The organism is Ochrobactrum sp. AN78 (assembly GCF_029909885.1).
GTDB classification, from domain to species: domain Bacteria; phylum Pseudomonadota; class Alphaproteobacteria; order Rhizobiales; family Rhizobiaceae; genus Brucella; species Brucella quorumnocens.
Map to the genome: position 1 here is coordinate 1 of NZ_JASAMU010000002.1, position 24,957 is coordinate 24,957.

Genomic DNA, 24,957 nt, shown 5'->3' on the forward strand with positions numbered 1-24,957 from the left:
CCCCACCGCCCCACCCCCCCCCCCCCGACGCTCCCCGCCCCCGCCCCCCTCCCCCCCCCCCCCCCCCCCCCCCCCCCCCCCCCGACGCTCTAACACTCTAAAATGAGCGCATAATTTTACCTTAAACTGAACCAAGTTTAAGGAATTATGCTCTAGTGCGCCGGGCCATTTTCCTCGCCCGGAGCAGTCTGCACCGGAGCTGGAGTGGCAGCCACATCGTCAGGACGCTTCTTCGGCGGCTTACGGGCAATCAGGCTGTAGAACATCGGGATGAAGAAGGTTGCGATAAAGGTCGCAGCCAACATACCACCGATAACGCCCGTGCCGATCGAGTGACGACTTGCAGAACCTGCACCGGAGCTGATTGCCAGCGGAACCACACCAAGGATGAACGCCAATGACGTCATCACAATTGGGCGGAAGCGCAGGCGTGCAGCTTCAGCAGCAGCCTCAATAGCCGACTTGCCCTCTTCACGTTGCAGCACCGCAAACTCCACGATCAAAATCGCGTTCTTTGCCGCAAGACCTATGAGCGTCACCAGACCAATCTGGAAATAGACGTCGTTGGTCAGGCCGCGCAGATCGGTGGCGAGCAGCGCACCGAAGATAGCGAATGGTACAGCCGTGATAACAGCCAGCGGCAGGCTCCAGCGTTCATACTGAGCAGCAAGGATCAGGAACACCATGATCAAACCGAAGATCATAGCCTGACTGCCGCTACCGCTTGTCGTGACTTCCTGATAGGCAGAGCCCGTCCAGGCAATCTGATAGCCCTGCGGGAGCACTTCAGCAGCCACTTCCTGCATCGCCTTGATCGAGTCACCCGATGTGTAGCCCGGCGCTGGATTACCGGTAACCTTTGCAGCATTGAACGCATTGAACCGTTCGAGCTGATCAGGACCGACAACACGCTTTACCGTCACCAGTGCGCTCAGCGGGATCATGCTGCCAGAATTGGCGCGCACAAACACATGCTTGAGATCGCTCGGATCACGACGGAACTCGGCTTCCGACTGCAGATTGACCTGATAGTTGCGCCCATAGAGCGTGAAGTCGTTGACATAAACGCTACCGAAGGTCGCCTGCATGGCGGTGAATACCGAGTTGATCGGCACACCCATCGCCTTGGCTTTTTCACGGTCAAGCTGGATGTCGTACTGCGGAACATTTGGATCGAATGTCGTACGTACACCTGTCAGTTCCGGGCGCTTGGCCGCAGCATCTGTCAGAAGTTTGGTCGCATTGGTCAGCGATTCAACACCGCCACCAGTACGATCCTGCACGTAAAGTTCAAAACCACCTGTGGTGCTGAGACCCATGATCGGAGGCGGATTAAATGCCAGAACCATACCATCCTGAATGCCCGCATTCATGCCCATGATAGCACCGGGCAGATTACGCGCGTCGAGATCTGGCGTCGTGCGTTCTTTCCAGTCCTTGAGCATAATGAACATTGTACCCGCACTGGTCTTCAGACCACCCGAGAGCAGATCGAAGCCGGAGACTTCAAACACACTTTCGACAGCAGGATGCTTGCGGATATTGCTGCTGGCCTCATGAAGCACTGCAGACGTGCGCTCCAGCGAAGCTGCTGGTGGCAGGATAGCCACACTGAACAGGAAGCCCTGATCTTCATCCGGCAGGAGCGAACTCGGCACCTTCTCGAAGAGATAGTATGTACCGCCCAACAGACCGGCGAAAATCAGCAAACCGATAGCAGCGCGTTTCAGGAAGAACCGCACACCATTGGTATAACCGCGCGTCAGACTATCGAAGAAGCGATTGAAGATGCGGAACGGCAGCATTGGCTCATGATGGCCAGGCTTCAAGATCAGCGCGCACAAGGCGGGCGTCAGCGTCAAGGCCACGATGCCGGAGATCGTTACCGAAATCGCAATCGTAACAGCGAACTGCTTATACATTTCGCCGACCAGACCGCCCATGAAAGCGACCGGTATGAACACGGCGCAGAGCACCAGAACAATCGCGATAACCGGCCCTGTCACTTCGCTCATTGCCTTGATGGCAGCTTCGCGCGGCGGCAGTTTCTCGGTTGTCATAATACGTTCGACGTTTTCCAACACCACGATGGCGTCATCAACCACGATACCGATGGCCAGCACCAGACCAAACAATGTCAACAGGTTGATGGAGAAACCAAGCACATACATGCCTGCGAACGTACCGATGATCGAGATCGGAACCGCGATGACCGGAATAAGGGTGGCGCGCCAGTTCTGAAGGAAGATAAAGACCACAAGAACCACGAGGATAATCGCCTCGATGAAGGTATGGACCACTTCCTCGACCGAGACCTTAATGAACTTGGTCGTATCGAATGGAACCGAATAATCGATGCCTTCAGGGAAACTCGTCTTCAGTTCCGCCATGCGGCTCTGAATGAGCTCCATCGTGTTCAAAGCGTTGGCGCCCGGCTGCAGATAGATCGCAATCGGAACCGCCGGCGTGCCATTCAGAGCACTGTCGACGAGATAGCTTTCTGTCCCCAGTTCAACACGCGCCACATCCTTAAGCTTCAGCGTTGCAGCATTTTTGTCGGAACGAAGAATGATGTTCTCAAATGCTGATGCGTCAGGCAAACGACCCTGCGTTGTCGCAGTATAGGTGAACGGCCCCGCCTGCGGGTCAGGCTGATCGCCAAAACGACCCGCTGCAAACTGCGCGTTTTGCTCCTGAATAGCCGTCTGAACGTCCGAAGGCGTTAGATTATATTGTGCTAGTTTGTCAGGACGCAGCCAGACACGCATCGAATAATCTATGTTGCCGAGAAGCTGAACATCACCCACGCCCGTAAGACGCTTGAGATCGTCAATGACGTTCAGAAGCGCATAGTTACCGACATAGGTACGATCATAACGGTCAGTGGTGGAGAACATCGCCACCATGCCGAGAATTGTGCTCGAACGTTTGTCGACGGTAACGCCCAGACGTTGCACTTCCTGCGGCAGGGACGATGTTGCACGCTGTACGCGGTTGTTGACGTTGATGGTCGCCTGATCCGGATCAGTGCCAAGAGCAAAGGTCACGGTCAGCTGCATAGTGCCGCTGCCAAGGCTCGAGGACTGCATATAAAGCATGTTCTCGACGCCGTTGATCTGCTGCTCAAGCGGTGCTGCAACGGTTTGCGTCACCGTTTCAGCACTTGCACCCGGATAGGTCGCACTGACGACAACCTGTGGCGGCGTCAGCTCGGGATATTGTGCAATCGGCAGGATCCGCATCGAGATGAGGCCCGCCAGCACAATGACGATAGAGATAACCGCCGCGAAAACCGGGCGGTCGACGAAGAATCTATTCATTTCTTGTCTGCCGCCTGTTCTTTACCAGCCTCTGCCCCTGCATCACCTGCAGCCTTTTCAGCCGAAGCTTCGACCGGCTTAACCGTCTTGCCTGGAGCGGCTTTGATCACGCCTTCGGTAATGATGCGGTCGCCAGCTTGCAACCCGTCGCTCACGAGCCATGCGTCAGTAAGTTCACGCGAAATCGTAACGGGGCGAACTTCTGCGACATCGTCTTTGTTAACAACATAGACGAACTGTCCCTGCGGGCTCTGCATCAATGCTGCTTTTGGAACCAGAATTGCATTGTCGATGGTAACGCCGAGAATGGCGGCTCGCACAAACTGGCCAGGGATCAGACGCTGATCGGGGTTTTCCACGACCGCGCGGGCACCCAACGTGCCTGTTTCGGTATCAAGCGATGACGAGGTGAAGTCGATTGTGCCTTCATGCTCATAAGCCTGTCCGTCACCAAACAGAATCTTGATGCGCAGGCGATCGGCATCCTGACCTGTTGCCCCTCTCGCCTCACGCAGCTTGCGGATTTCCGCGGCTTCCGTGTCGGTGAAGGAGAAATTGACGTAGACCGGATTGATCTGGGTGATCGAAGTCAACAGGCTCGATGCCGAATCTGTACCGATGAGGCTGCCTTCAGAAACCTGTTCAAGGCTGGTGATGCCGCTGATCGGGGCAGTCACTTTGGTGTAGCTCAGATTGAGCTCCGCCGTCCGCAACTGCGCCTTGGTTGCTGCAACAGCCGCCTTATTGAGATCGCGGGTCGCAAAAGCCGTATCGCGGGCAGCCGTGCTTTGCACTCTCTGCTGAACAAGCTGTTCGGCACGTTCGGCATCGCGGATCGACTGCTGATACTGGGCTTCAGCCTGCGCTACTTGCGCCTGAACGCGTGCAAGCTCTGCTTCGTAAGGTGCCGGGTCAATTTCGAAAAGCACATCGCCAGCTTTGACTTCCGTGCCCTCTACGAAATTGCGGTGCAAAAGAATGCCGCCGACACGAGCGCGCACCTGAACATCACGATATGCGCTCACGCGAGCGGCATACTCATAAGGGACGGAAACGTTCTGCGCCTTGATTTCTGTGATAGTGACAGGTGGAGGCGGCGGCGTAGCGCCTCCAGGAGCCTGCGCATAGGCAGACTGTCCTGCAATAATGAAAAATGCGGCTCCTGCCGCAAAAAGCCGAATAGAACGGTTCATGGTCATAATGGGAGTTGCCCTTGATGTCGCACGGTGCGGCCGGATAAACATACACGAATGTTTGTAAATACGAATTACCGTGTTATAGTCAATCACCTAATGTTACATATCACGAATGAGTTATCCCAATTGTGAAGTAAAAACCCAAAGAGGTTTTGGAATTTTTTCACCTTGGAATTTCGAAAGAACCCGAATGCGCAGGACCAAAGCCGAGGCTGCGGAAACACGTGACGCCATTCTCACGGCAGCCGAGCATGTTTTTCTAGAACGCGGCGTAACGCAGTCCACATTGATGCAAATAGCAGGTCATGCCGGTGTGACACGAGGTGCGATCTATTTCCATTTTCACGACAAACTCGACATTTTTCAAGCGCTTATCAGCCGCACTCGCTTTCCACATGAAGAGATTATGCTACATGCGGCGGCCTGTGACCACCCCAATCCTCTCTATGTCCTTGAACAGTCGATCCTAACGGCCATAGAACTCTTCATTACCAATGAACGGCAGCAGAATGTTTTCACCATCATTCACCAGCGCTGCGAGTATGTTGGCGAAAACGCTCCGGTCGTTGAGCATTTGAAAGAAGCGCGCGCCAACATTCTGTCTCTTTTCATAGGACTGCTTGAAGTCGCGGAGCGTCGCGGAGAACTTTCCAGAGAGTGGACATCTTTCACGGCGGCGCAAATCCTGCTCGCTGTCCTGGGTGGGCTCCTCAATGAATGGCTCAGAAGCGAGCGGAGCTTCGATCTTGTCGGTTCAGGCAGCAAGGCTATCAAAACAATGATACAGTCTATGCGCAGCGAAAAATTCGCCGTTAGCTGATATCTATCTGACACCACAACTCGATCGGCCTGTCACCGCAAAATAATGCGAGATTCAGCGAAACGCGATGTTTATTGTGTTTACACACCACCCAACCCAACAAGTTGGGAAAGACGCTGCACAGCTTTTTAATTTACGCTTACGTCAATGTAACTCTTGCGATTACGACGAAAGTCGCCCACATTAATTTCTGAGGAGCGCGCCTATCCGTCTTTCTGGATCAGGCAGCATTGGGAGAAGGGTGGCGGGCTTGCTACTCAAACAAAGGACGGAGCAATCCGGGGAGAAGGCATGGCGAAAAAGGCAACCGAAACTAAAACCACATCAACCAAAGCAACATCGGGCAAAGCAACGTCGAACAAGGCAACAGCCACTGTGCCTACACCGGATAAGATTTGGCTGAAATCCTACCCGAAATCAGTGCCGCATGAGATCGATCTGAGCAAAGCCACATCTATTGGCGACATGATCTCCGCCGCGTGCCGCCAGTTTACTGACAAGCCGGCCTTTACCTGTATGGGCAAAGACTTATCCTATAAGGATTTGGACGAAAATTCGCGCGCGCTCGCAGCATGGCTTCAATCACGTGGACTGGTCAAAGGTGACCGCGTTGCCGTGATGATGCCCAATATCCTGCAGTATCCGATTGCGATTACGGCAATCCTGCGGGCGGGCCTCGTCGTCGTGAATGTCAATCCACTTTACACACCGCGCGAGCTTCAGCATCAATTAAATGACTCTGGCGCCAAAGCGCTGATCGTGCTCGAAAACTTTGCTGCGACTGTCCAGAAGTCGCTGGCTTCCATTCACGTGCCAAACATCATCGTCGCCTCGATGGGTGATATGCATGGGTTGAAAGGCCACATCATCAATCTGGTGGTGCGCAAGGTGAAGAAGCTGGTGCCAGAATGGAGCATTCCCGACCATGTGCGCTTTAAAGATGCGCTGACGCAGGGGCGCAGCAAGTCTTTTAATCCGGTGCCAGTCAACAATTCGGATCTCGCCTTCCTGCAATATACCGGTGGTACAACCGGCATTTCAAAAGGCGCAATGCTGAGCCACAACAATATTCTCGCCAATGTCGAGCAGATGCAGCTCTGGATGGACGTCGCATTTCAGAACAAAGGCAAGCCGAAGGAACTCAACTTCGTCTGCGCCCTGCCGCTCTATCATATCTTCGCCCTCACCGTGAATGCGATGATCGGCATCAAACTTGGCGCGCGCAATATTCTCATTCCGAACCCACGCGACATTCCAGCCTTCGTAAAAGAGCTGCAGAAATATCCGTTCCATATCTTCCCTGGCCTCAACACCCTGTTTAACGGCTTGATGAACAACGACGATTTCAAGGCGCTCAACTTCAAGCCGCTTATTCTCACACTCGGTGGCGGCATGGCCGTGCAACGCCCCGTGGCTGAACGATGGCAAGAACTCACCGGCTGTCACATCACTGAAGGCTACGGCCTTTCTGAAACATCTCCGGTTGCTTCTGCCAATGCACTGGATGCGACCGAATTCAGCGGCACTATTGGCTTGCCAATGCCGTCGACAGATGTGGCGATCCGCGACGATGACGGCAAAGATCTGGCGCTTGGTGAGGTCGGCGAGATTTGCGTGCGTGGTCCACAAGTCATGGTCGGCTATTGGAACCGCGAAGATGAAACCGCGCGTGCTATCATGCCAGATGGCTTCTTCCGCACCGGCGACATGGGCTTCATGGACGAAAACGGTTTCACAAAGATTGTGGACCGCAAGAAAGACATGATCCTCGTTTCCGGCTTCAATGTGTACCCGAACGAAATCGAAGAAGTGGCTGCGGAACATCCCGGCATCGTGGAATCGGCAGCCGTCGGCATTCCAAACGAACATTCAGGCGAGGTGGTGAAGCTCTACGTGGTGCGCCGCGACCCGAACCTGACGGAAGAAGATGTGAAGTCCTTCTGCGCCCAGCGCCTCACCAACTATAAGCGTCCGCGCGAAGTCGAATTCCGTGACGCACTGCCGAAAACCAATGTCGGCAAAATCCTGCGTCGTGAATTGAGAGACTAAACAGTCTCAATCATTGGGGATGACAAACTGCGGCTCTGCTGAGCCGCAGACGGTAGAGCTTTGTGTCAAAGAGAATGGCCGATGATTGAAGAAATCACCTTTACAGCCAGCGACGGCTTCCCACTTTGTGGGCAGCTGTTCCATGGCGAAGGCAGAAAGCCCCTTGTGCTGATTTCATCGGCAACCGCCGTGCCGCAAGGCTTTTATTCCGCCTTTGCCAAGCACCTCCTCGCCAACGGTGCACGCGCGGTTCTAACTTACGATTATCGTGGCGTCGCCGCTTCCCGCCGTGCCCGCAAGGCAGTGCCTGCAATCCGTTTCAAGGATTGGGCCAAGCTGGACTTCCCCGCTGCCCTGAAATGCTTACAAGCTGTAGCACCGGGACATGAAATGGTTGGCATAGGCCAATCCTTCGGTGGACAAGCGCTGGGGGTGTCGGGATGCTCTGGCGAATTCACCCGCTATGGTATGGTCGCAACCATGTCCGGTGCAGTGCATCTTCTTAATGATAAATGGGTCTGGCCGCGCATGAACATTGTCGGCGTGCCGGTTTCTTATCTCACACCGAGCACACCGCGCTGGATGAATGGAGAGCCTATTCCCGGATCGGTTTTTCGTGACTGGGCGCGATGGTGCCGGATGAAAAACTATTTCTTTGATGACGCCGAGCTTGACGCTGCAGACCTTATTGCCAAGGTCAAAACACCCATTCTGTCCGTCGGGCTTGAGGATGACCCATGGGGTACGCGGCGCGCAGTGAATCACTTTCTGAGCTACCACGTGAACGCACCCATTGAGCAGCGCTGGTATTCGCCAGCAGATACCGAGGGTCAGCCAATCGGCCATCTTGGCTTTTTCCGTTCGCGCTTTGCACAAAGTCTATGGCCAGAAATGACAGAATGGCTGCTGGATGGCGTTTCACCATCCAGTCAGGATCACTTGAACAAGTCAGGCAAGCCTGCGATGGAATCAAGCACTACATCCGCGTGAGGCTCCAGCGCCTCGCGCGGACTGTTGCCAGAAAGAACACCGACGGCAAGTCCAGCTTTCGCAGCCTGCGCTGTTTCCAAATCATGCAGATTGTCGCCCACCATTGCGATGGCGCTTGGTTCAAGGCCGACCTTTTCTGCGAAATAAAGCAGTGGATCAGGATAAGGCTTGGGACGTGCTGCCGTATCGTAGCCGATCACGACATCAAAGAAATGGTCGATCCCCAATGCCTTTGCTGTTGCATGCGCACCGGCTTCTGAATCATTGGTGGCGATGCCGAGTATGTAGCCCATTTCACGAAGCGTTTGCAGCGTCTCCTTTAGGCCCTCAATTGCCACTGCGGAACGCGCACCTTCCGCAACCGTGTAGGAGTCGAATTCGTCGATCTTGGCTTTGAAACCGGCCTCATCAATATCCGGGTGCCAGAGCTGGACAATGTCTTCCACCGTACCGGCTGCAATCACCGAATTGGCGCGAAAGCGTGACGCTTCCCAGTCATATCCGCCGGCATCGAGCAAAGAGCGCGCACGATGTTCATCGCCATTTGCGGTACGCTGTGCGAGGTTCCACGACACGGTAAACCATGTGCGGTCGAAATCGATCAAGGTGCCATCCTTATCGAACAGGATGGCACGGATCGCTTTCAGTTTTTCAGGAGAAGACGATGCACTCATGCCTCTAACGCACCCGAACGCTTTTTGACCGCCGATGGCTTGGCCGCGAGCAGTTTTAGCAGATCATCGCCACGGCGAACATAACGCAGCGTGCGGCGCGTGAGGATGCGGCCTGCCTGCGGCGCGGTCAGCGTAATGTCGCCTTCCGGTTCGCCCGGACGAGTGACAATCGTTACGAGCTTTGCGCCCGCTTCCACGACATCACCGGGAGCGATGTGGTAAAGCACCATACCGCCTTCTGGCGCACGCAGCATTTCCACGTTTTCAAGCGGCGTCACCAGACCCTTGTAATGAAGATCAAGCTTTACGTTTTCATCAAAGATGACGCCACGATGGACGAGGAATTTGTAAAGGCCTTCCGCATCACCTTTTCCCATATCAGCATAGACATCGCTCAGGCCACGGAACTCGACCGTGGTAACAGCGCGGCGCTTCATGTTGCGCTGATCAGCAGGCAATTGCAGCACCGGATGCGCGCAGGCCTCCTCGAAAGCCGCGTCTGCCGTCGTGTCCCATGCGAGGATCGCAGTCGAACCCAGCGCAATCGCCAGATCCTTCATGTCTTCCACGAATTCCTTGGCGATGTAGACGTAGTTTTCGCTTTCATCATCGCAATGAAGATCAAGCACGATATCGTTGGCAAGAGCGAGCTTCAAAAGCGTTGATTTGAGGCGCTGTGCAAGGGCCACCGGTGCATCCGGGCCGGGCAGTTCCGACGTGTCGAAATCCGGCAGAAGCGGAAAAGCCCGGTTGAAATTGACCGCTGAGAAAAACTCGAAACGACCCAGATGCTGATGCGCCTGCCACTGGTTCGAGCCAATCGGATTTGCCTGTGGGATAACCGTGATATTGCCGAGAATGCGGCCTTCATCGCCAGCTTTTTTCAACATCGGCACGAGAAAATGCAGAGCAGCCTGCCCCGGCAATTCACCACCATGCAGCGAGGATTGCAGATAGGCAGTTGGCGCATCGCTGTCTTTGCCTGCAAAACGCAGCACACGCAGTCCAATGGCGTTACCCGGTACATCGCCGGCAAACTCGATAATCTCGGTCTTCATGTCTCATCCCAATTCATGCACAAAAAAAGCCGGGCAGAGCGCCCGGCTTGCCTTATTGATTTGCCTTAATATCAGGCTTTACGGCGTGCATGCAAATGGGCAACCAGACCTACGGTCGAGGCATCTTTGCCTTCAGCCGATTCAGCGCCGGAAACAACCGGCAGAAGCTCGGTCGCCAATTCCTTGCCAAGTTCCACGCCCCACTGGTCGAACGCATTGATGCCGAAAATCTGCGCTTCGACGAACACGCGATGTTCGTAAAGGGCGATCAGGCGACCCAATGCAAACGGGTCGAGCTTGTCGTGAACAAGCGTCAGCGATGGACGATTACCAGAGAAGACGCGGTGCGGCGCGATACGTTCGACTTCCGCTTCGGGCAGCTTCTTAGACTGGAGCTGGGCACGGGCTTCATCGAGCGTGCGTCCCTTCATCAAGGCTTCTGACTGCGCAAGGCAGTTGGCGAGCAGCATTTCATGCTGATGATCAAGATGCTTTTCATGGCCCTTGGCAGCTACGATAAACTCAAGCGGAATGGTGTCCGTGCCCTGATGCAGAAGCTGGAAGAATGCGTGCTGGCCATTGGTGCCGGGTTCGCCCCAGACAACCGGACCCGTTGGGCCGGAAACAGGCTTGCCATCCACAGTCACGCTCTTGCCGTTCGATTCCATATCGAGCTGCTGAAGATAGGCCGGAACACGAGCAAGACGCTGATCATAAGGGATGACTGCGCGGCTGGAATAATCGCAGATTGCGCGATGCCAATAGCCGATAAGACCGAGCCAGATTGGCAGGTTCTTTTCGAGCGGCGCATCGCGGAAATGCACGTCCATCGAATGCGCGCCCGCAAGGAACTTGCGGAAGTTGTCAGCACCCACCGCAATCATCACTGGCAGGCCGATTGCCGACCAGACGGAATAACGACCGCCAACCCAATCCCAGAAACCGAAGACGCGGTCTTCGCCAATACCGAAGGCTGCAACCTTATCAAGTGCTGTGGAAACAGCCGCGAAATGTGCGCCAACTGCATCTTCGCCCAGCGCATCAGCAATCCATTTGCGCGCGGTTTGCGCGTTGGTCATGGTTTCGATGGTAGTGAAAGTCTTGGACGCGACAATGATGAGTGTCGTTGCCGGATCAAGCGCATTAAGCGTGTCGGCAATATGTGCGCCATCAATGTTGGAGACATAATGCGCGCGTGGGCCATCATGATAAGGGGCCAGCGCCAGCGTCGCCATAACTGGGCCAAGATCGGAACCGCCGATGCCGATATTGACGATATCGGTGATCTTCTTGCCCGTCGCGCCCTTGATCGAGCCGGAACGGATGCCATCAGAGAAGGCAGCCATGCGATCGAGAACTTCCTTCACGTCCGGAAGAACGTTATGGCCATCGACCAGCACTTCCTTAGACGTGGTATCGCGCAGTGCAACATGTAGAACGGCACGGTCTTCAGTGTTGTTGATGTGCTCGCCTGCAAACATTGCAGCGCGACGACCTTCAACGTCAGCGGCCTTGGCCACTTCGGTCAGAAGCGCAATCGTCTCGTCGTTGACACGTGCTTTCGACCAGTCAAACAGAAGATCGTCCAGAGATAGCGAATAGCGCTCAAAACGGCCTGGATCGGCTTTGAAAGCTGCGCGCATGTCTTTTGGTGCAGCGTCCGTCCAGTGCTTTTTCAGCTTTGCGACCGTTGCTTCAAGCTTCGCCGCGTCTCTTGCCATGATGGTACTCCCGGTCAATCAAATCGATTTAATTGTCTTAATAGAGCATTTTAGTAGAGAAGTGCATCCGTTAAATTACAGAAATTTTCCATTTTGATGTGGTTCCATATAGGGATATGCATCAATTTAGGTTGATCAGGAGCAGTGTAAAGCATGGACCTCGTCGGAGAAGAAAGAATCGCCGCACCCCGGCAGGCCGTATGGGACGCGCTCAATGACATTGAGACGCTGAAAAACTGCATTCCCGGCTGCGAAGACCTCGAACGTCTGTCGGAAACCGAAATACGGGCGGCACTGAAAGTCAGCCTTGGTGTACTTAAAGTCCGTTTCCACGGCATGCTCGAACTCTCCAACATGAACCCACCCGCCTCCTATACGATCTCCGGACGCGGCGAAGGTTCCATTGCGGGCTTCGCCCACGGCGATACCGATGTAACACTCACCATCGACGGTGATGATACGATCCTCACTTACGTGATCCGAGGTGATGCAGGGGGCAAGATCGCCCAGCTCGGCTCGAAACTGCTTGGCTCGGTGGCGCGCAAGATTGCGGATCGGTTCTTTGCCAATATCGGCGCTGCGGCAGCACAAAAAGCGGCAGAGAATGCCGCTGCAAAAACGGCATAATTTCATTCCAATCTATAATAGGAAGAGACGCGAAAGGATTTTTGCTTTTCGCCCTTTTGAGTTAGTCGATACTGCATAACCCGTAACAAGGCCTATCGGCATGAAACCCAGAGATATCGCAACGTATATGTTCCTTGCCGTAGCATGGGGGCTATCGTTCCTCGTGGTCCTGCGCGTGGTCGAAGCCTTTGGCTGGGTTGGCGCTGTTGCATTCCGCTCCTTCATCGCAGCCGGAACGCTTTTCGCGATTGCGAAACTCTCTGGACGCAGGCTTGATTTTCACGCAGGCTGGAAACCTTTCGCCGTAGTTGGCGCCACAACCGTTGCTGGTCAGCTTATCGGCCTGTCCTACGGTACACCGCTGATCGGAACAGCAATGGCCGCGATCTGCGTCGCATCCATTCCGCTGTTCTCAATGGTTATCAGCCAGCTCTGGGGACTTGAACGTATCACGTCACGCGGCCTTGTTGGCCTGTTGCTTGGTGTTACGGGCATCGTGCTGCTGGTTGGTTTTCCGGCAGTCGCAGTTACGCCAGCCTTCATCATGGGCTGCGTTGCCGTGCTTTTTTCCTGCTTTTCAGCCGCTTTTGGCAGCAATTATGCCAGCCGTCGCCTTTCCGGCTCAGGTTCCTGGGAAACAACCATCGGCGCTTTCGTCTTTGGCGGCATTCTTACCTTGCCGCTGATCTTCGCCGTTCCCGTGCCAACCACCCCGGGACTAATCGATTTTGCCTATCTGCTTATTTCGGCCTGCGTGATGAGTGCTCTGACCTATGTGCTCTATTTCAAACTCGTGGGAAATGTCGGACCTACCAAAGCCATCAGTGTTGAATTTGCCGTGACCGTAATCGCGGTTCTGATCGGCGCTGTATTCTTGAAAGAACAATTGTCTTTCATCCAGTTCATCGGCGCATCGGTCATCATCGCAGGCTGTGCTCTGGTGCTCAGTTCACGCCCGGCATTGTCACGTGAAGCAGAAACTTTCTCCGATCCAGAAATTGTAGCAGAGCCAACGCCGGACGCACTCAAATCCGACTCCCTCTGATTTCACAACGTAACTCCTTTCAAAGGCCCGCGCTTTCAAAGCCGGGCCTTTCGCTATTTCTGGTATGGAAATGTCATAAATTGACCAGATGATAAAAAATTTGACCTTCCGTAAAAATCTGTCATCCTGTCATCAACGGGCGTCACGCGACGGCAAAGATCGCAGCCCGGAACAGAGTTAAGGTGCGCAAAGGGAACCCGCGCCGTAACGCAGCAAAAATGGGAGATGCGATCCATGCGATCAGCAGATAATTCGCCTATTGATGCAGTCGATCATGCGGCCCAGCCTGATATGTCAGGGCCGGATATTCATGGCGCGCGGCTTGAAAAGGCCGATTATGCGCATGTCTTTGATGATCTGCATCCGCCGCTTACCAAACATGAAGCCATCGTTGAATCTGACCGCTGCTATTTCTGCTATGATGCGCCGTGCATGAATGCTTGTCCCACAAGCATCGACATTCCGCTGTTCATTCGTCAGATCAATGCTGGCAATCCTATCGGGGCCGCAAAAACAATTCTTTCAGAAAACATTCTTGGCGGCATGTGCGCCCGTGTTTGCCCGACAGAAACGCTCTGCGAAGAAGTCTGCGTTCGCGAAACATCGGAAGGCAAGCCAGTCAAAATCGGCCACTTGCAGCGATATGCCACCGATGTTTTGATGGAAACGGGCAACCACCCATTTAAACGCGCACCGGAAACCGGCAAACATATTGCTATTGTTGGCGCAGGCCCGGCAGGTATTTCGGCAGCTCATCGCCTTGCAATGCATGGCCATCAGGTGACGATTTTTGAAGCCCGCGCCAAAGGCGGCGGTCTTAATGAATATGGTATTGCCGCCTATAAGACAGTCAATAATTTCGCCCAGCGTGAGCTGGAATTCGTGCTGAAGATTGGCGCGATCAATATCGAATATAACCAGACACTCGGTCAGGACATCACTATCGAGGCACTTAAGGCTGGATATGATGCCGTGTTCCTCGGTATGGGCATGCCCGGCGTCAACGATCTGGGGCTTCTTGGCGAAGATGCGCCCAATGTGATCGACGCCGTTGACTACATTGCCAATCTGCGTCAGGCAAAAGACCTTTCGTCGCTTCCCGTTGGTCGCAATATCGTGGTGATCGGTGGCGGCATGACGGCAGTCGATGTTGCGATCCAGACCAAAAAGCTTGGCGCTGAAAACGTGACTATCGTCTATCGTCGTGGACAGGAAAGCATGAATGCCAGCGCCTATGAACAGGAACTGGCACAGATTCATGGTGTGGTGATCCGTCACTGGTTACAGCCGCATGCACTGGAGCGGAACGAAGACGGCACAGTCAATGCAATCGTCATGGAATATACAACCGCAACAGACGGTAAGCTTTCAGGCACTGGAGAATATTTGATCCTTGAAGTCGATCAGGTCTTCAAAGCTATCGGTCAGAAGTTCGAACCTGAACCAGTCGCTGGATCAGGCATCAGACTTTCCAAAGGGCGCATCAGCGTTGATGAGGAACGTCGCACATCCGTTGAGGGCATATGGGCGGGGGGCGACTGTGTTGCCGGTGGTCAGGATCTGACCGTGGCATCGGTGGAAGATGGCAAGGTTGCAGCAGAATCCATCCATGCAACGCTGACCAAACGTCCCGAAGCAATTGAAGGCTTTGCCGATGCGGTGTTGTCGGGCGGTGCGCTTCATGCGCCTGCGCCAGCGTCGCATGACCGTAATGCCCACTTGGGCCAGGAACAGGGCTGAGGAGATTAATCATGGCTGATCTGTCAACGAACTTCCTCGGTATCAAATCTCCAAATCCGTTCTGGCTGGCATCAGCTCCGCCGACCGACAAAGCCTATAATGTAGAGCGTGCCTTCAAGGCAGGCTGGGGCGGAGTGGTCTGGAAAACGCTGGGCTCTGAAGGCCCGCCAGTGGTCAATGTCAATGGTCCGCGTTATGGCGCGATCCATGGTGCTGACAGGCGCTTGCTGGGTCTTAACAATATCGAACTCATCACCGACCGACCGCTCGAGGTGAACTTGCGCGAAATGAAGGAAGTGAAAATGCGCTGGCCCGACCGCGCATTGATCGCTTCAATCATGGTGCCCTGCGAAGAAGAAGCATGGAAAGCCATCCTTCCTCTCGTGGAAGAAACCGGAGCTGACGGAATTGAGCTCAATTTCGGCTGCCCGCATGGCATGAGCGAACGTGGCATGGGTGCGGCTGTCGGTCAGGTGCCGGAATATGTCGGCATGGTCGTCAAATGGTGCAAGCAATATAGCCGGATGCCGGTGATCACCAAGCTGACGCCGAACATCACCGATATTCGCAAACCTGCACGCGGCGCAAAAGCCAATGGCACCGATGCTGTATCACTGATCAACACGATCAATTCCATCGTTTCGGTCGATCTTGATAACATGTGTCCGGTCCCATCCATTGATGGACGGGGTAGTCATGGCGGCTATTGCGGTCCAGCGGTCAAGCCTATTGCGCTCAACATGGTGGCGGAAATTGCACGTGATCCGGAAACGCACGGACTGCCGATTTCAGGCATTGGAGGCATCACCACATGGCGCGATGCGGCTGAGTTTATCGCGCTTGGTTGCGGCACGGTTCAGGTTTGTACTGCTGCCATGACCTATGGCTTCAAAGTCGTTGAAGAAATGATCGACGGCCTGTCCGACTGGATGGATAGCAAGGGCTATGAGACGCTGGATGATTTCCGTGGCATGGCTGTTGGTCAGGTCAGCGACTGGCAATATCTCAACCTCAACTATGTCACCAAGGCGCGCATTGATCAGGACCTCTGCATCAAATGCGGTCGCTGCCATATTGCCTGCGAAGACACTTCGCATCAGGCGATCACAGCAATGGTCGATGGTGCGCGCCATTTTGAGGTGATCGACGAGGAATGCGTTGGCTGTAATCTCTGCGTCAGCGTCTGCCCGGTCGAGGACTGCATCAACATGGAGCAGATTTCCGACTTTGATCCACGCACCAACGCGCCGATCCCGGATCAGTATGCCAACTGGACGACCCACCCGAACAATCCAATGGCCGTCAAGGAAGCAGCCGAATAAAACAGAAACGCACTAAAACAAAACGCCGGGCAACACCCGGCGTTTTTCATTTCAAACAAGCGATTTACAGGCTGACGCGAGCGCCTTTTTCCGGCTCGAACACATGACTGGTTGCCGGATCGATTGCGATGGTCAAGACATCGCCCGGACGAACGGTCAGACGCTCGCGGAACAGACAGGTGATCGGCTGATCTCCCAGCTTGCCCATAACCATGATTTCCGAACCGGTTGGCTCAACGATTTCAACCGTGACAGGCACGCCGTTCTCGGCAATCTTCATATGCTCTGGTCGAACGCCATAAACGGCCTTGCCTGAAAGGCTTGCATAATCCCCTTTGGGCAGCGGCATGCGGAAACCGCCGTCAGCGAGGAAAGTACCCTCGTCGATCTTGCCGTTGATGAAATTCATCGAGGGAGAACCGATAAAGCCTGCGACGAACATATTGGCCGGACGATCATAAAGATCGAGCGGCGCACCAATCTGCTCCACCAGACCATCACGCATGACGACGATCTTATCGGCCATGGTCATGGCTTCGATCTGATCATGGGTCACGTAGATCGTCGTGGTCTTCAGCCGCTGATGCAGTCCCTTGATTTCACCACGCATCTGCACGCGCAGCTTGGCGTCGAGGTTAGACAGCGGCTCATCAAACAAGAACACCTGCGGATCGCGAACAATGGCGCGGCCCATGGCTACGCGCTGACGCTGACCACCGGAAAGCTGGCGCGGGAAGCGGTCGAGCAGCTTGTTAAGCCCCAGAATTTCCGCTGCACGATTGACGCGGCTGTCGCGTTCTTCCTTCGGCGCGTTTTTCAGCATGAGCGCGAAGCCCATATTGTCGGCCACCGTCATATGCGGATAGAGCGCATAATTCTGGAACACCATGGCGATATCGCGTTCCTTGGCGCGCAGGTCATTGACCACGCGCGGACCAATAGCGATTTCACCCTCGCTGATTTCCTCAAGCCCTGCGATCATACGCAGAAGCGTGGATTTTCCGCAGCCCGACGGCCCGACCAGCACGACAAATTCGCCGTCCTGAATGTCCACTGACACGCCGTGCAGAACGCCGACATTGCCATATTTCTTGATTGCATTTCGGATGGATACAGATGCCATCTTGAACCTCAACTCTTATTTGACGGCGCCTGCGGTCAGACCCGCAACGATCTGGCGCTGTGCGAAAACGGTCAGCAACAGGACCGGCAATGTGACCACAAGTGCTGCGGCGGCAAGCGGACCCCAGCTGACCTGTTCAAAGGACAGCATGTTGTAGACCGCAACCGGCAGGGTGCGTGTCTCGCGGCTTGCGAGCACGATACCGAAAACGAAATTGTTCCATGAAAAGATCACTGCAAGGATGAGCGACACCACAACGCCGGGCTTGGCGATTGGCAGTGCCACCTTCATGAACACCTGCCAAGAGGAAGCACCATCGATAATGGCTGCTTCTTCAAGCTCCATCGGTGTTGTCTCGAAATAGCCGATCATGATCCAGATCACGATTGGAACGGTGACGACCAGATGGATGATGATCTGCGGCCAGAGCGTGCCAAGCAGGCCCAAGGCCTGGAACAGCAGGAACAGTGGGATCAGGTAGGACAGGCCCGGCGTCATACGGGCAATCATGATGACGATTGCCGATTTATGCGCCTTGAGCCGTGCAATACCGTAACCCGCAGGAACGCCAACCAGAAGCGCAAGCAAGGTCGCCGTACCTGTGACCAGAAGACTGTTCCAGAAATAGAGCAGAAAATCGTTGGTCGCAAAGATATCGGTATAGTTCGACCAGGCGAAGCGTTCAGGGATCAGGATCGGCGGATAAGCGCCATTGTCGATTTCATATTTCAAAGAAAGCGACAGCATCCAGACGAAGAAGAAGATCGCTGGCGACACAATGATGAAAACCATGAGTGCCGTGCCAAGCTTGGAAAGAATTGACTTGCGTGCCATGGTCGGTCCTCAGCTGTTCCACTTGGTCCGCTGGCGCAGCGCCAGAAGAACAAGCGACATGGCGATAATGACAATGAAGAACACCACGGCAATTGCCGATGCATAACCAATGTCATAATAAGAAAACGCCACGTTATAGAGATAGATGTTGATGGTTTCCGATGCCGTTCCGGGACCGCCCTGCGTCATCGCATAGATGATGTCGAAGCTTTTCAGCGCATCGATCGAGCGAATAATCACAGCTACCATGATGAAAGGCAGGATCATCGGGAGTGTGATGTACCGGAATTTCTGCCAGGCATTGGCACCATCGATTTCCGCACTTTCAAACGGATCGCGCGGCATTGAAGCAAGACCGCCCAGCACGATCAGCATGACCAGCGGCGTCCACTGCCAGGTTTCAACAGCAACCAGCGACGGAATGACTGTGTTCTGGTTGAAAATCCATTCCTGTGGCGGAACACCGATCAGCGAAAGAAGATAGTTCAAGACACCCAGCTGTGGGTGATACATCATCGTCCAGACCAGCGCGACCGCAACCGGCGTTGCCATCATCGGCATGACGAAGATACCGCGTAACAGCCCGCGCATTGGCAGCTTGCTGTCAAAGACCAGCGCTGCAATCGTGCCCAGAATCATCGGGGCCACGACTGACAGAACCGTATAAACAACCGTATGCCACATGGATTCCCAGAAGCGCATATCGGCTGCAAGACGCAGATAATTGTCGAAACCGACAAAGCTCTGCTCCCCGCCGAGCTGCCACTGGTTGGCACTCATCCAGAGCGTGAACACCCATGGGAAGACGATCACCGCCCCGACGGTGATCAAGGCGGGCAGAACAAACGGCCAGTAGCTGGGCCGCAAGCGGCTCGTGACCGACTTGGTGGAGGAAGCTGCCTTCGCAGCAGCTTCCGTTTTTGCTCCTATCGGGGCGGCAGATGTCATTTTCCTTCGCTCCGTGCGAGGACCGGACGGAATTCTTCCGTCGCGCGTTTCATTTCAGTTTCTGCGTCAGCACCATTGAGAAGATTGGTGAGGCCGACACCGATAATGTCGCGGAATTCCGTGACAGGCACGATGACAGGCAGGCAGAGCTGGCTGATCGGGGCAGACTTCGAGAGGGCTTCCACCCAGCCTTCCGGCATGGTGACAGCCTTGCGCACTGCTTCGTCGTCAATGATCGACTTGCGGAAAGGAACGCCCGATCCCGATTGCAGAAGACGTGCACCCATTTCCTTGGAAATAGCCCACTGGCAATAGAGATATGCGGCTTCCTTGTTCTTGGAAGCTTCGGTCACGCCAATGCCGTCGCCTGTCGTTGGTGCTGCCTGTGCATTCGGGCCTGCCGGCATGACGCCATAGCCAACCTTGCCGACAACACGCGACTTGTTCGGGTCTTCCAGCGGTGGCGCAAAGCCGATGCCATCGAGCCACATGCCGACACGTCCCTGCAGGAAGTTCGACTGGCATTCAGCCCAGTTGAAGCCTGCAACACCGGGAGGTGCCGATTTGGTCATCAGGCGCTGATAGAGCTTGGCAGCTTCAATGCCTTCAGCCGAATCCGTCTGTAGATTGCCATCGGCATCAACCGACTGTTTGCCATAGCCAAGCAGCAAGCTGGTATAGACCGGCGCATTGGCATTCTTCATGCCGCGAGCGACGAAGCCATAGGTTCGGGTTGATGGATCGGTCAGTGCTTCGGCGGTTGTTACAAGCTCTTCAAACGTCTTTGGGAATTCAAGACCCTTCTCCGCAAAGAGCTCCTTGTTCCAGTAGATAATCCAGTAATCAACCGAGAACGGCAGCGCACCAAAGCGGCCATTGGCATCCTTGGCGAATGTCAGACCAGCGCTTGCGAAATCATCTTCTGTAAGCGATGCATCGGTCAGCGTCGGGTCTTTCAGGAACGGATTGAGGTCGGCAAGCCAGCCGCCCTTTTCAAACTGACGCTTCTGAACGTGATAGCTGATGTGGATGACGTCGAAGCTCGGGCGACCGGAAGTCAGCTCGATCACGGCCTTTTGACGCTGCTGCTGTTCCGGCATCTGCTCGGAATGCACCTTGATGCCCGTCAGCTCTTCAAATTCCTTCTGATGCTTCTGAAGGATTTCGCCGCGCGGGCTTTTGATGAGGTTTACTTCAAGTGTGGTTCCGGCAAATTTCTTCCAGTCGACATTTGACTGGGCGAATGACGGGGTGAAGCCCGTGATGCCGGATGCAGCGATTGCTGCGGTTCCCGCCATAAACTGGCGGCGTGTCGGACGTAACAGATTCATTGCTTACTCCTCCCCTGTTGTGTTTTAGGCCTTATACATTTTGGCCTGTCATTCTTCCGGCTCGGCGACTCCTCTCGCCAGACCGTCAGTCTCATATATGCAAAGCCAGTTTCCGCGCATTGTTGATATGAACGGCGATGGCATCCATGGCTGTCTGCGGGTCTCGGGTCTCGATTGCGCTCAGCACGGAAAGATGTTCCTGCATGACCGGGATAACGCGTCCGGTAATGCGGAAGCGCTCCTGATTGATCAGACGCATCTTGATCGTGTTGGTCTGGTAAGCGCGCCAGATGATTTCATTGTCGAGCGAGCCGACAATCGTATCGTGAAGGCTCCAGTCGATATTCTGCGCCTGCTCTTCCAGCTCCGGTGTCTCACCTTCACTCATCGCACGATTGAGCGTGTCTTCGTGCTCCGCGCGCAACGAACGTAGCAGTTCGTCAGATGCCGCCTGACAGAAGATGGCAATCGCCTCTTTCTCGATGAAAAGGCGAAACTGAAACGCCTCGCGGATGAGATTGAGATCGATATGCGCAATCTGAAGCCCGCGCTGCGGCACGGTCTTGATAAGACCTTCCGCTTCAAGGCGCGGGATAAGTTCGCGGATAGCACCGAGCGGCAGGCCTGTCATGGTGACGAGCTGACGCTGAGAAACGAATTGGCCCGGATGAAAATCGCGCGCCAGCAAATGCTGGGTGAAGCTTTGATAAGCTTTATCCCGCAATTTTACCGGTTCGTTGTGATCTTCCGCCAAAGCCTGTCCCCTCTCAGTGCCGTTCGCTTATGCCGTGATCAGGCCGCTTTTGCCATATGCAAACGGTCGAATACACTGCCAATTGCATTGAAATCCGCGTCGTTGAGTGAAACGAGCGGTGCACGCACCCGACGCCACTCCATGTCACCCGTATGACGCGCAACCATAGCCTTCACTGCTGGCGTGACCGGATAGTTCAGCAACTGCTGCACGGCGCTGACGAGTTCAGCGTCGTCCTGACCTTCGTTGACCATGCGCAGAAGACGATCCGGGAACAGATTGGCCATGCCGGAAATAGCACCCTGCCCACCAAGACGAACACCCGCAGCAAGATCGCGCTCATCACCGATCAGGATCGCAATGTCCTTGTGTGCGGCAAGCAGTTTTTCCGTATAGGCCCAGGTCCCCGACGAATCCTTCACACCAGTGATGATACCGCCAAAAGCTGCACGCAGACGGCTGATCAAATCGACAGAAAGCTCAACGGCAGTAACCGACGGAATGTTGTAAAGAATGATGCTGCGCGCATCATCGCCAAGACCTTTGAAGACTGCAGAAAACCAGTTGAACAGGCCATCATCGGAAAGGTTTTTGAAATAGGATGGGGGTGCCAGAAGAATGGCCTTGCAATCGCGACGCAGCGCATCGGCCGATTGAAGGACAGCATCAGCAACCGAGTTTTCCATCACACCGACAACGATGTTGGAAGCTGCAAAGCCTTGAGCAATGAAGCAATCCAGAAGTGCTGCGCGTTCGGCATCAGCGATCGACGAACCTTCGCCTGTGGTGCCAAACAAAGTGACGCTTGAGCAGCCACTATCGAGGCGAGCGCGGGCGTGCTTCAGAGCACGACTGACATCGATTTTGCCATCCGCATCGAATGGCGTTGTAAGCGCTGCAGAAAGCCCGAAGCGCTCCTGACCAGAATTATCGTGTGCCAAAACTGGCTCCTCCCAAGTTTGAACTTAGGTTTGCACATACTAACATGTTAGTAAAGAGTCAATTCGAGTTCAGTGTGTAATCGCATGATTTCGGGAAAATGGGAGAGAACGTAAAATAGCTGAAACGCGGGTTAGTCCAAAGCGCTGACATCTTCCTCCCTCATCCTGAGGAGCTGTTGAAAACAGCGTCTCGACGGACGAGGGAGGAAGATGTACGTCGCTTAACTTATCGTGCTGGAACAACGCCGCTTTCGATGAATGAAAGAACTTCCGCTTTATGTGGTGAACCGGCTCGTCCGCCGAAACGCGCGCATTTGATGGCGGCAGCGGCATTGGCAAAGCGGATGATGTCCGTCATCGGTTTTCCCTCCACCAGACCATGTGCAAAAGCACCGTGGAACACGTCACCTGCAGCAAGCGTATCCACTGCATCGACCTTGAAACCCGCCACATGTGAAACGGATTGGCCAGCGCCGTCTGACCAATAGCAGCCATCCGCTCCAGCGGTAACAGCAGTAAAAACATCATAGCGATCAGCTAAAATGCGGACACATTCGCTCAAATCGGTCGTCCCTGCCACGCTGATCGCGGCAGGTTCTGATGCTACGATATGGGTCGCAAGCGGCAGCAGCGTTTCGAGCAATTCGACGGGTGCCGTATCAGCATCCAGAATGGCCGGAATACCTGCGTCACGCGCAGCACGCAGCGCGGTTTCAGCAGCCCATGGCCAGCGCACATCGGTCATGACAGCCACATAAGCTCCCGCTGCAATCGGCGGCACCGGATCAGACGGACTTGCGAGCCTGCGATCATAAAAAGGCACGATGATGCGTTCACCATTCGCATCGACGAGGATCGAAGAAAATGCGGTGCGGGCGCCATCGAGCCGCCGAATATGGGAACAATCAATACCTTCGGCTTCAAGCTCCGCTATGGCGCGATCGCCCACCGGATCAATTCCCGCAGAACCCCAGAGCGCCACCTCACCGCCAAGCCGGGCAATCGCAGCGGCTGCACTTGATGCCATGCCAGCAGCAATCTCGACCGCCTCGCGAGGCAGATATTTACCTGCCTGTTCGGGAAGCGTATCGAGGCGGAAAATGGTGTCCATGGTGAGGGCACCAACGCAGAGAATTTTGGACGTCATGATTACGAAATGAGACCTTCCGAGCGAAGTGTCGTCCAGAATTCATCCGGGATCGATTGTTCAAACCACACAACATTTTGCCTGATCTGTTCAGGTGAGCGAACACCGATCAGAATGGAACTAACCGCCTCATGCATCATCGGGAACTGCATGGCGGCAGCGGCAAGCGGCACATGATACTCATCGCAAATGTCATGCAGGCGATTGGTGCGCTCGATGATTTTGGCAGGCGCATCGGCATAGTCGAACTTCTGTTCGCCGCCGCGCGGTGCCGCAAGAATACCTGAGTTGAAAACACCGGCGATGACCAGCGCCATGCCACGCTTTTGCGCCAATGGCAGGAATTCTTTTTCCGACACCTGATCGAGCAGTGAATAGCGGCCAGCAAGAAGCGAGCAGTCGAGATCAGCTTCTTCAAGCGCATCGCGAATGATCTGCCATTCGTTCACACCAAGACCAAAGCCCTTGATGTTGCCTGCGTCGCGCAATTCGCTCAGCGCGCGGAATCCACCGCCCCTGGTCAGCGCATTCCAATGAAGCTCGTGCCTGTCGGCATGGGTCACGCGGCCAATGTCATGGACATAAAGCAGATCGATGTCCGGAAAGCCAAGACGTTGCTGACTATCATCAAAGCTCCGCATGATGCCGTCATAGCTGTAATCAAATACCTCGCGGAAATTCAGCCCATTGTGCCAGCCGGAATCAAGCGGGTTCTTTGGTGGCGCTGGCGGCAGCTTGCGCCCGGCACGCTCATTGGTCATCAGGCGTCCGACTTTAGTCGAAATGACCGCACGCTCATTCTTTTCACGCAGCATATCACCCAGAAGGTGTTCACTGCGGCCATAGCCATACATCGGCGCGCTATCAAAATAGCGGATACCACCATCCCAGCCCGCTTCGAGCAGAGCGTCGGCGTCAGCACGCGCGACCGGCGCATAGAGCCCGCCCAAAGGTGCTGTTCCCAGACCAAGCGCCGTTACAGTCAGACCGGTCCGGCCAAGCGTCCGTTTTTCGGATGCCTTCAATTGCATGGATATCTCCCCAACAACGGCGCTCAACGTGCCGCGCTCCTTATCCAGCGCCTCTTATCCAAAAACCGCTTCACACGTTTCGGGACGCGCTGCCTCTTCCGCCGATTGATAGGAGCAAGTTTGCGCAAGTGCAATCGGAAAAACATGCCCATGCAAAGAGCTTATTCATGCGCAAATAAATCATTCACCAGAGCGATCTCACGGAGTTAAGATAAATATTCGATTTATATCAATAAGATAACAGATGATCCCCGATCACCCCATCATAAAACCCTTCACCAGCACC

The 24,957-nt window shown here is 54.7% G+C and carries 20 protein-coding genes; 7 read left to right on the forward strand and 13 right to left on the reverse strand.

Features of this window, described 5'->3' with window-relative positions; genetic code table 11:
* Positions 1-152: 152 nt before the first annotated feature.
* Positions 153-3,320, reverse strand: a complete 3,168-nt coding sequence (locus tag QBD00_RS03600) for an efflux RND transporter permease subunit (protein ID WP_095446025.1) — start codon at positions 3,318-3,320, stop codon at positions 153-155.
* The gene (locus QBD00_RS03605) at positions 3,317-4,519 is read right to left on the reverse strand and encodes an efflux RND transporter periplasmic adaptor subunit (protein ID WP_318578663.1); all 1,203 of its coding nucleotides are present in this window, start codon (positions 4,517-4,519) and stop codon (positions 3,317-3,319) included. Before QBD00_RS03605 ends, QBD00_RS03600 begins: the two co-directional genes overlap by 4 nt.
* 187 nt (positions 4,520-4,706) lie before the next feature.
* Here QBD00_RS03605 and QBD00_RS03610 point away from each other — a divergent pair, with 187 nt between their 5' ends.
* The 3 genes from QBD00_RS03610 (at position 4,707) to QBD00_RS03620 (ending at position 8,375) form a co-directional block, all read left to right on the forward strand.
* Entirely contained in the window at positions 4,707-5,336 is a 630-nt protein-coding gene (locus QBD00_RS03610) for a TetR family transcriptional regulator (RefSeq protein WP_095446023.1), read from the forward strand.
* Between the two features lie 291 nt (positions 5,337-5,627).
* On the forward strand, positions 5,628-7,385 hold the full coding sequence (locus QBD00_RS03615; protein ID WP_318578664.1) for a long-chain fatty acid--CoA ligase: 1,758 nt from the start codon (positions 5,628-5,630) through the stop codon (positions 7,383-7,385).
* Positions 7,386-7,466: 81 nt separating this feature from the next.
* Positions 7,467-8,375 (forward strand): esterase, encoded by a 909-nt coding sequence (locus QBD00_RS03620; protein ID WP_318578665.1) that lies wholly within the window; start codon positions 7,467-7,469, stop codon positions 8,373-8,375.
* Here the strand turns inward: QBD00_RS03620 and QBD00_RS03625 are convergent.
* The 3 genes from QBD00_RS03625 to pgi form a co-directional block, all read right to left on the reverse strand.
* Entirely contained in the window at positions 8,321-9,049 is a 729-nt protein-coding gene (locus QBD00_RS03625) for an HAD family hydrolase (protein WP_318578666.1), read from the reverse strand. The two genes, QBD00_RS03620 and QBD00_RS03625, sit on opposite strands and share 55 nt — an antisense overlap.
* The gene (locus QBD00_RS03630; RefSeq protein ID WP_318578667.1) at positions 9,046-10,107 is read right to left on the reverse strand and encodes a succinylglutamate desuccinylase/aspartoacylase family protein; all 1,062 of its coding nucleotides are present in this window, start codon (positions 10,105-10,107) and stop codon (positions 9,046-9,048) included. Before QBD00_RS03630 ends, QBD00_RS03625 begins: the two co-directional genes overlap by 4 nt.
* Positions 10,108-10,178: 71 nt before the next feature.
* Positions 10,179-11,828, reverse strand: a complete 1,650-nt coding sequence (gene pgi, locus QBD00_RS03635) for a glucose-6-phosphate isomerase (RefSeq protein ID WP_318578668.1) — start codon at positions 11,826-11,828, stop codon at positions 10,179-10,181.
* A 153-nt stretch (positions 11,829-11,981) separates the two neighbouring features.
* Here pgi and QBD00_RS03640 point away from each other — a divergent pair, with 153 nt between their 5' ends.
* The 4 genes from QBD00_RS03640 (at position 11,982) to preA (ending at position 16,562) form a co-directional block, all read left to right on the forward strand.
* Entirely contained in the window at positions 11,982-12,455 is a 474-nt protein-coding gene (locus QBD00_RS03640; RefSeq protein ID WP_318578669.1) for a carbon monoxide dehydrogenase subunit G, read from the forward strand.
* A 100-nt stretch (positions 12,456-12,555) separates the two neighbouring features.
* Complete coding sequence (locus QBD00_RS03645; RefSeq protein WP_318578670.1) at positions 12,556-13,500, forward strand: DMT family transporter; 945 nt, start codon at positions 12,556-12,558, stop codon at positions 13,498-13,500.
* Between the two features lie 225 nt (positions 13,501-13,725).
* On the forward strand, positions 13,726-15,240 hold the full coding sequence (locus QBD00_RS03650) for an NAD(P)-dependent oxidoreductase (RefSeq protein ID WP_318578671.1): 1,515 nt from the start codon (positions 13,726-13,728) through the stop codon (positions 15,238-15,240).
* 11 nt (positions 15,241-15,251) lie between these two features.
* Positions 15,252-16,562, forward strand: coding sequence for an NAD-dependent dihydropyrimidine dehydrogenase subunit PreA (gene preA / locus QBD00_RS03655; protein WP_318578672.1), 1,311 nt, complete (start codon positions 15,252-15,254; stop codon positions 16,560-16,562).
* Positions 16,563-16,626: 64 nt separating this feature from the next.
* Here the strand turns inward: preA and QBD00_RS03660 are convergent, their stop codons facing one another.
* The 8 genes from QBD00_RS03660 to QBD00_RS03695 all read right to left on the reverse strand — a co-directional run bounded on the left by QBD00_RS03660 (position 16,627) and on the right by QBD00_RS03695 (position 24,671).
* Positions 16,627-17,685 carry a sn-glycerol-3-phosphate ABC transporter ATP-binding protein UgpC gene (locus QBD00_RS03660; RefSeq protein ID WP_318578673.1) on the reverse strand — a complete coding sequence of 353 codons (1,059 nt, stop codon included), beginning with the start codon at positions 17,683-17,685 and terminating at the stop codon, positions 16,627-16,629.
* A 15-nt stretch (positions 17,686-17,700) separates the two neighbouring features.
* On the reverse strand, positions 17,701-18,519 hold the full coding sequence (locus QBD00_RS03665; protein WP_264230606.1) for a carbohydrate ABC transporter permease: 819 nt from the start codon (positions 18,517-18,519) through the stop codon (positions 17,701-17,703).
* Between the two features lie 9 nt (positions 18,520-18,528).
* Complete coding sequence (locus QBD00_RS03670; protein WP_318578674.1) at positions 18,529-19,467, reverse strand: sugar ABC transporter permease; 939 nt, start codon at positions 19,465-19,467, stop codon at positions 18,529-18,531.
* A complete protein-coding gene (locus tag QBD00_RS03675) occupies positions 19,464-20,798 on the reverse strand; it encodes a sugar ABC transporter substrate-binding protein (RefSeq protein WP_318578675.1) in 1,335 nt (444 codons plus the stop codon). The genes QBD00_RS03670 and QBD00_RS03675 overlap by 4 nt, the downstream gene beginning before the upstream one ends.
* 91 nt (positions 20,799-20,889) lie before the next feature.
* Positions 20,890-21,552, reverse strand: coding sequence for a GntR family transcriptional regulator (locus QBD00_RS03680; RefSeq protein ID WP_134152830.1), 663 nt, complete (start codon positions 21,550-21,552; stop codon positions 20,890-20,892).
* 38 nt (positions 21,553-21,590) lie between these two features.
* Positions 21,591-22,493, reverse strand: coding sequence for a dihydrodipicolinate synthase family protein (locus QBD00_RS03685; RefSeq protein WP_318578676.1), 903 nt, complete (start codon positions 22,491-22,493; stop codon positions 21,591-21,593).
* A 226-nt stretch (positions 22,494-22,719) separates the two neighbouring features.
* Entirely contained in the window at positions 22,720-23,640 is a 921-nt protein-coding gene (locus QBD00_RS03690; protein ID WP_318578677.1) for a PfkB family carbohydrate kinase, read from the reverse strand.
* A gap of 2 nt (positions 23,641-23,642) precedes the next feature.
* Positions 23,643-24,671, reverse strand: coding sequence for an aldo/keto reductase (locus QBD00_RS03695; protein WP_318578678.1), 1,029 nt, complete (start codon positions 24,669-24,671; stop codon positions 23,643-23,645).
* Positions 24,672-24,957: the final 286 nt, after the last annotated feature.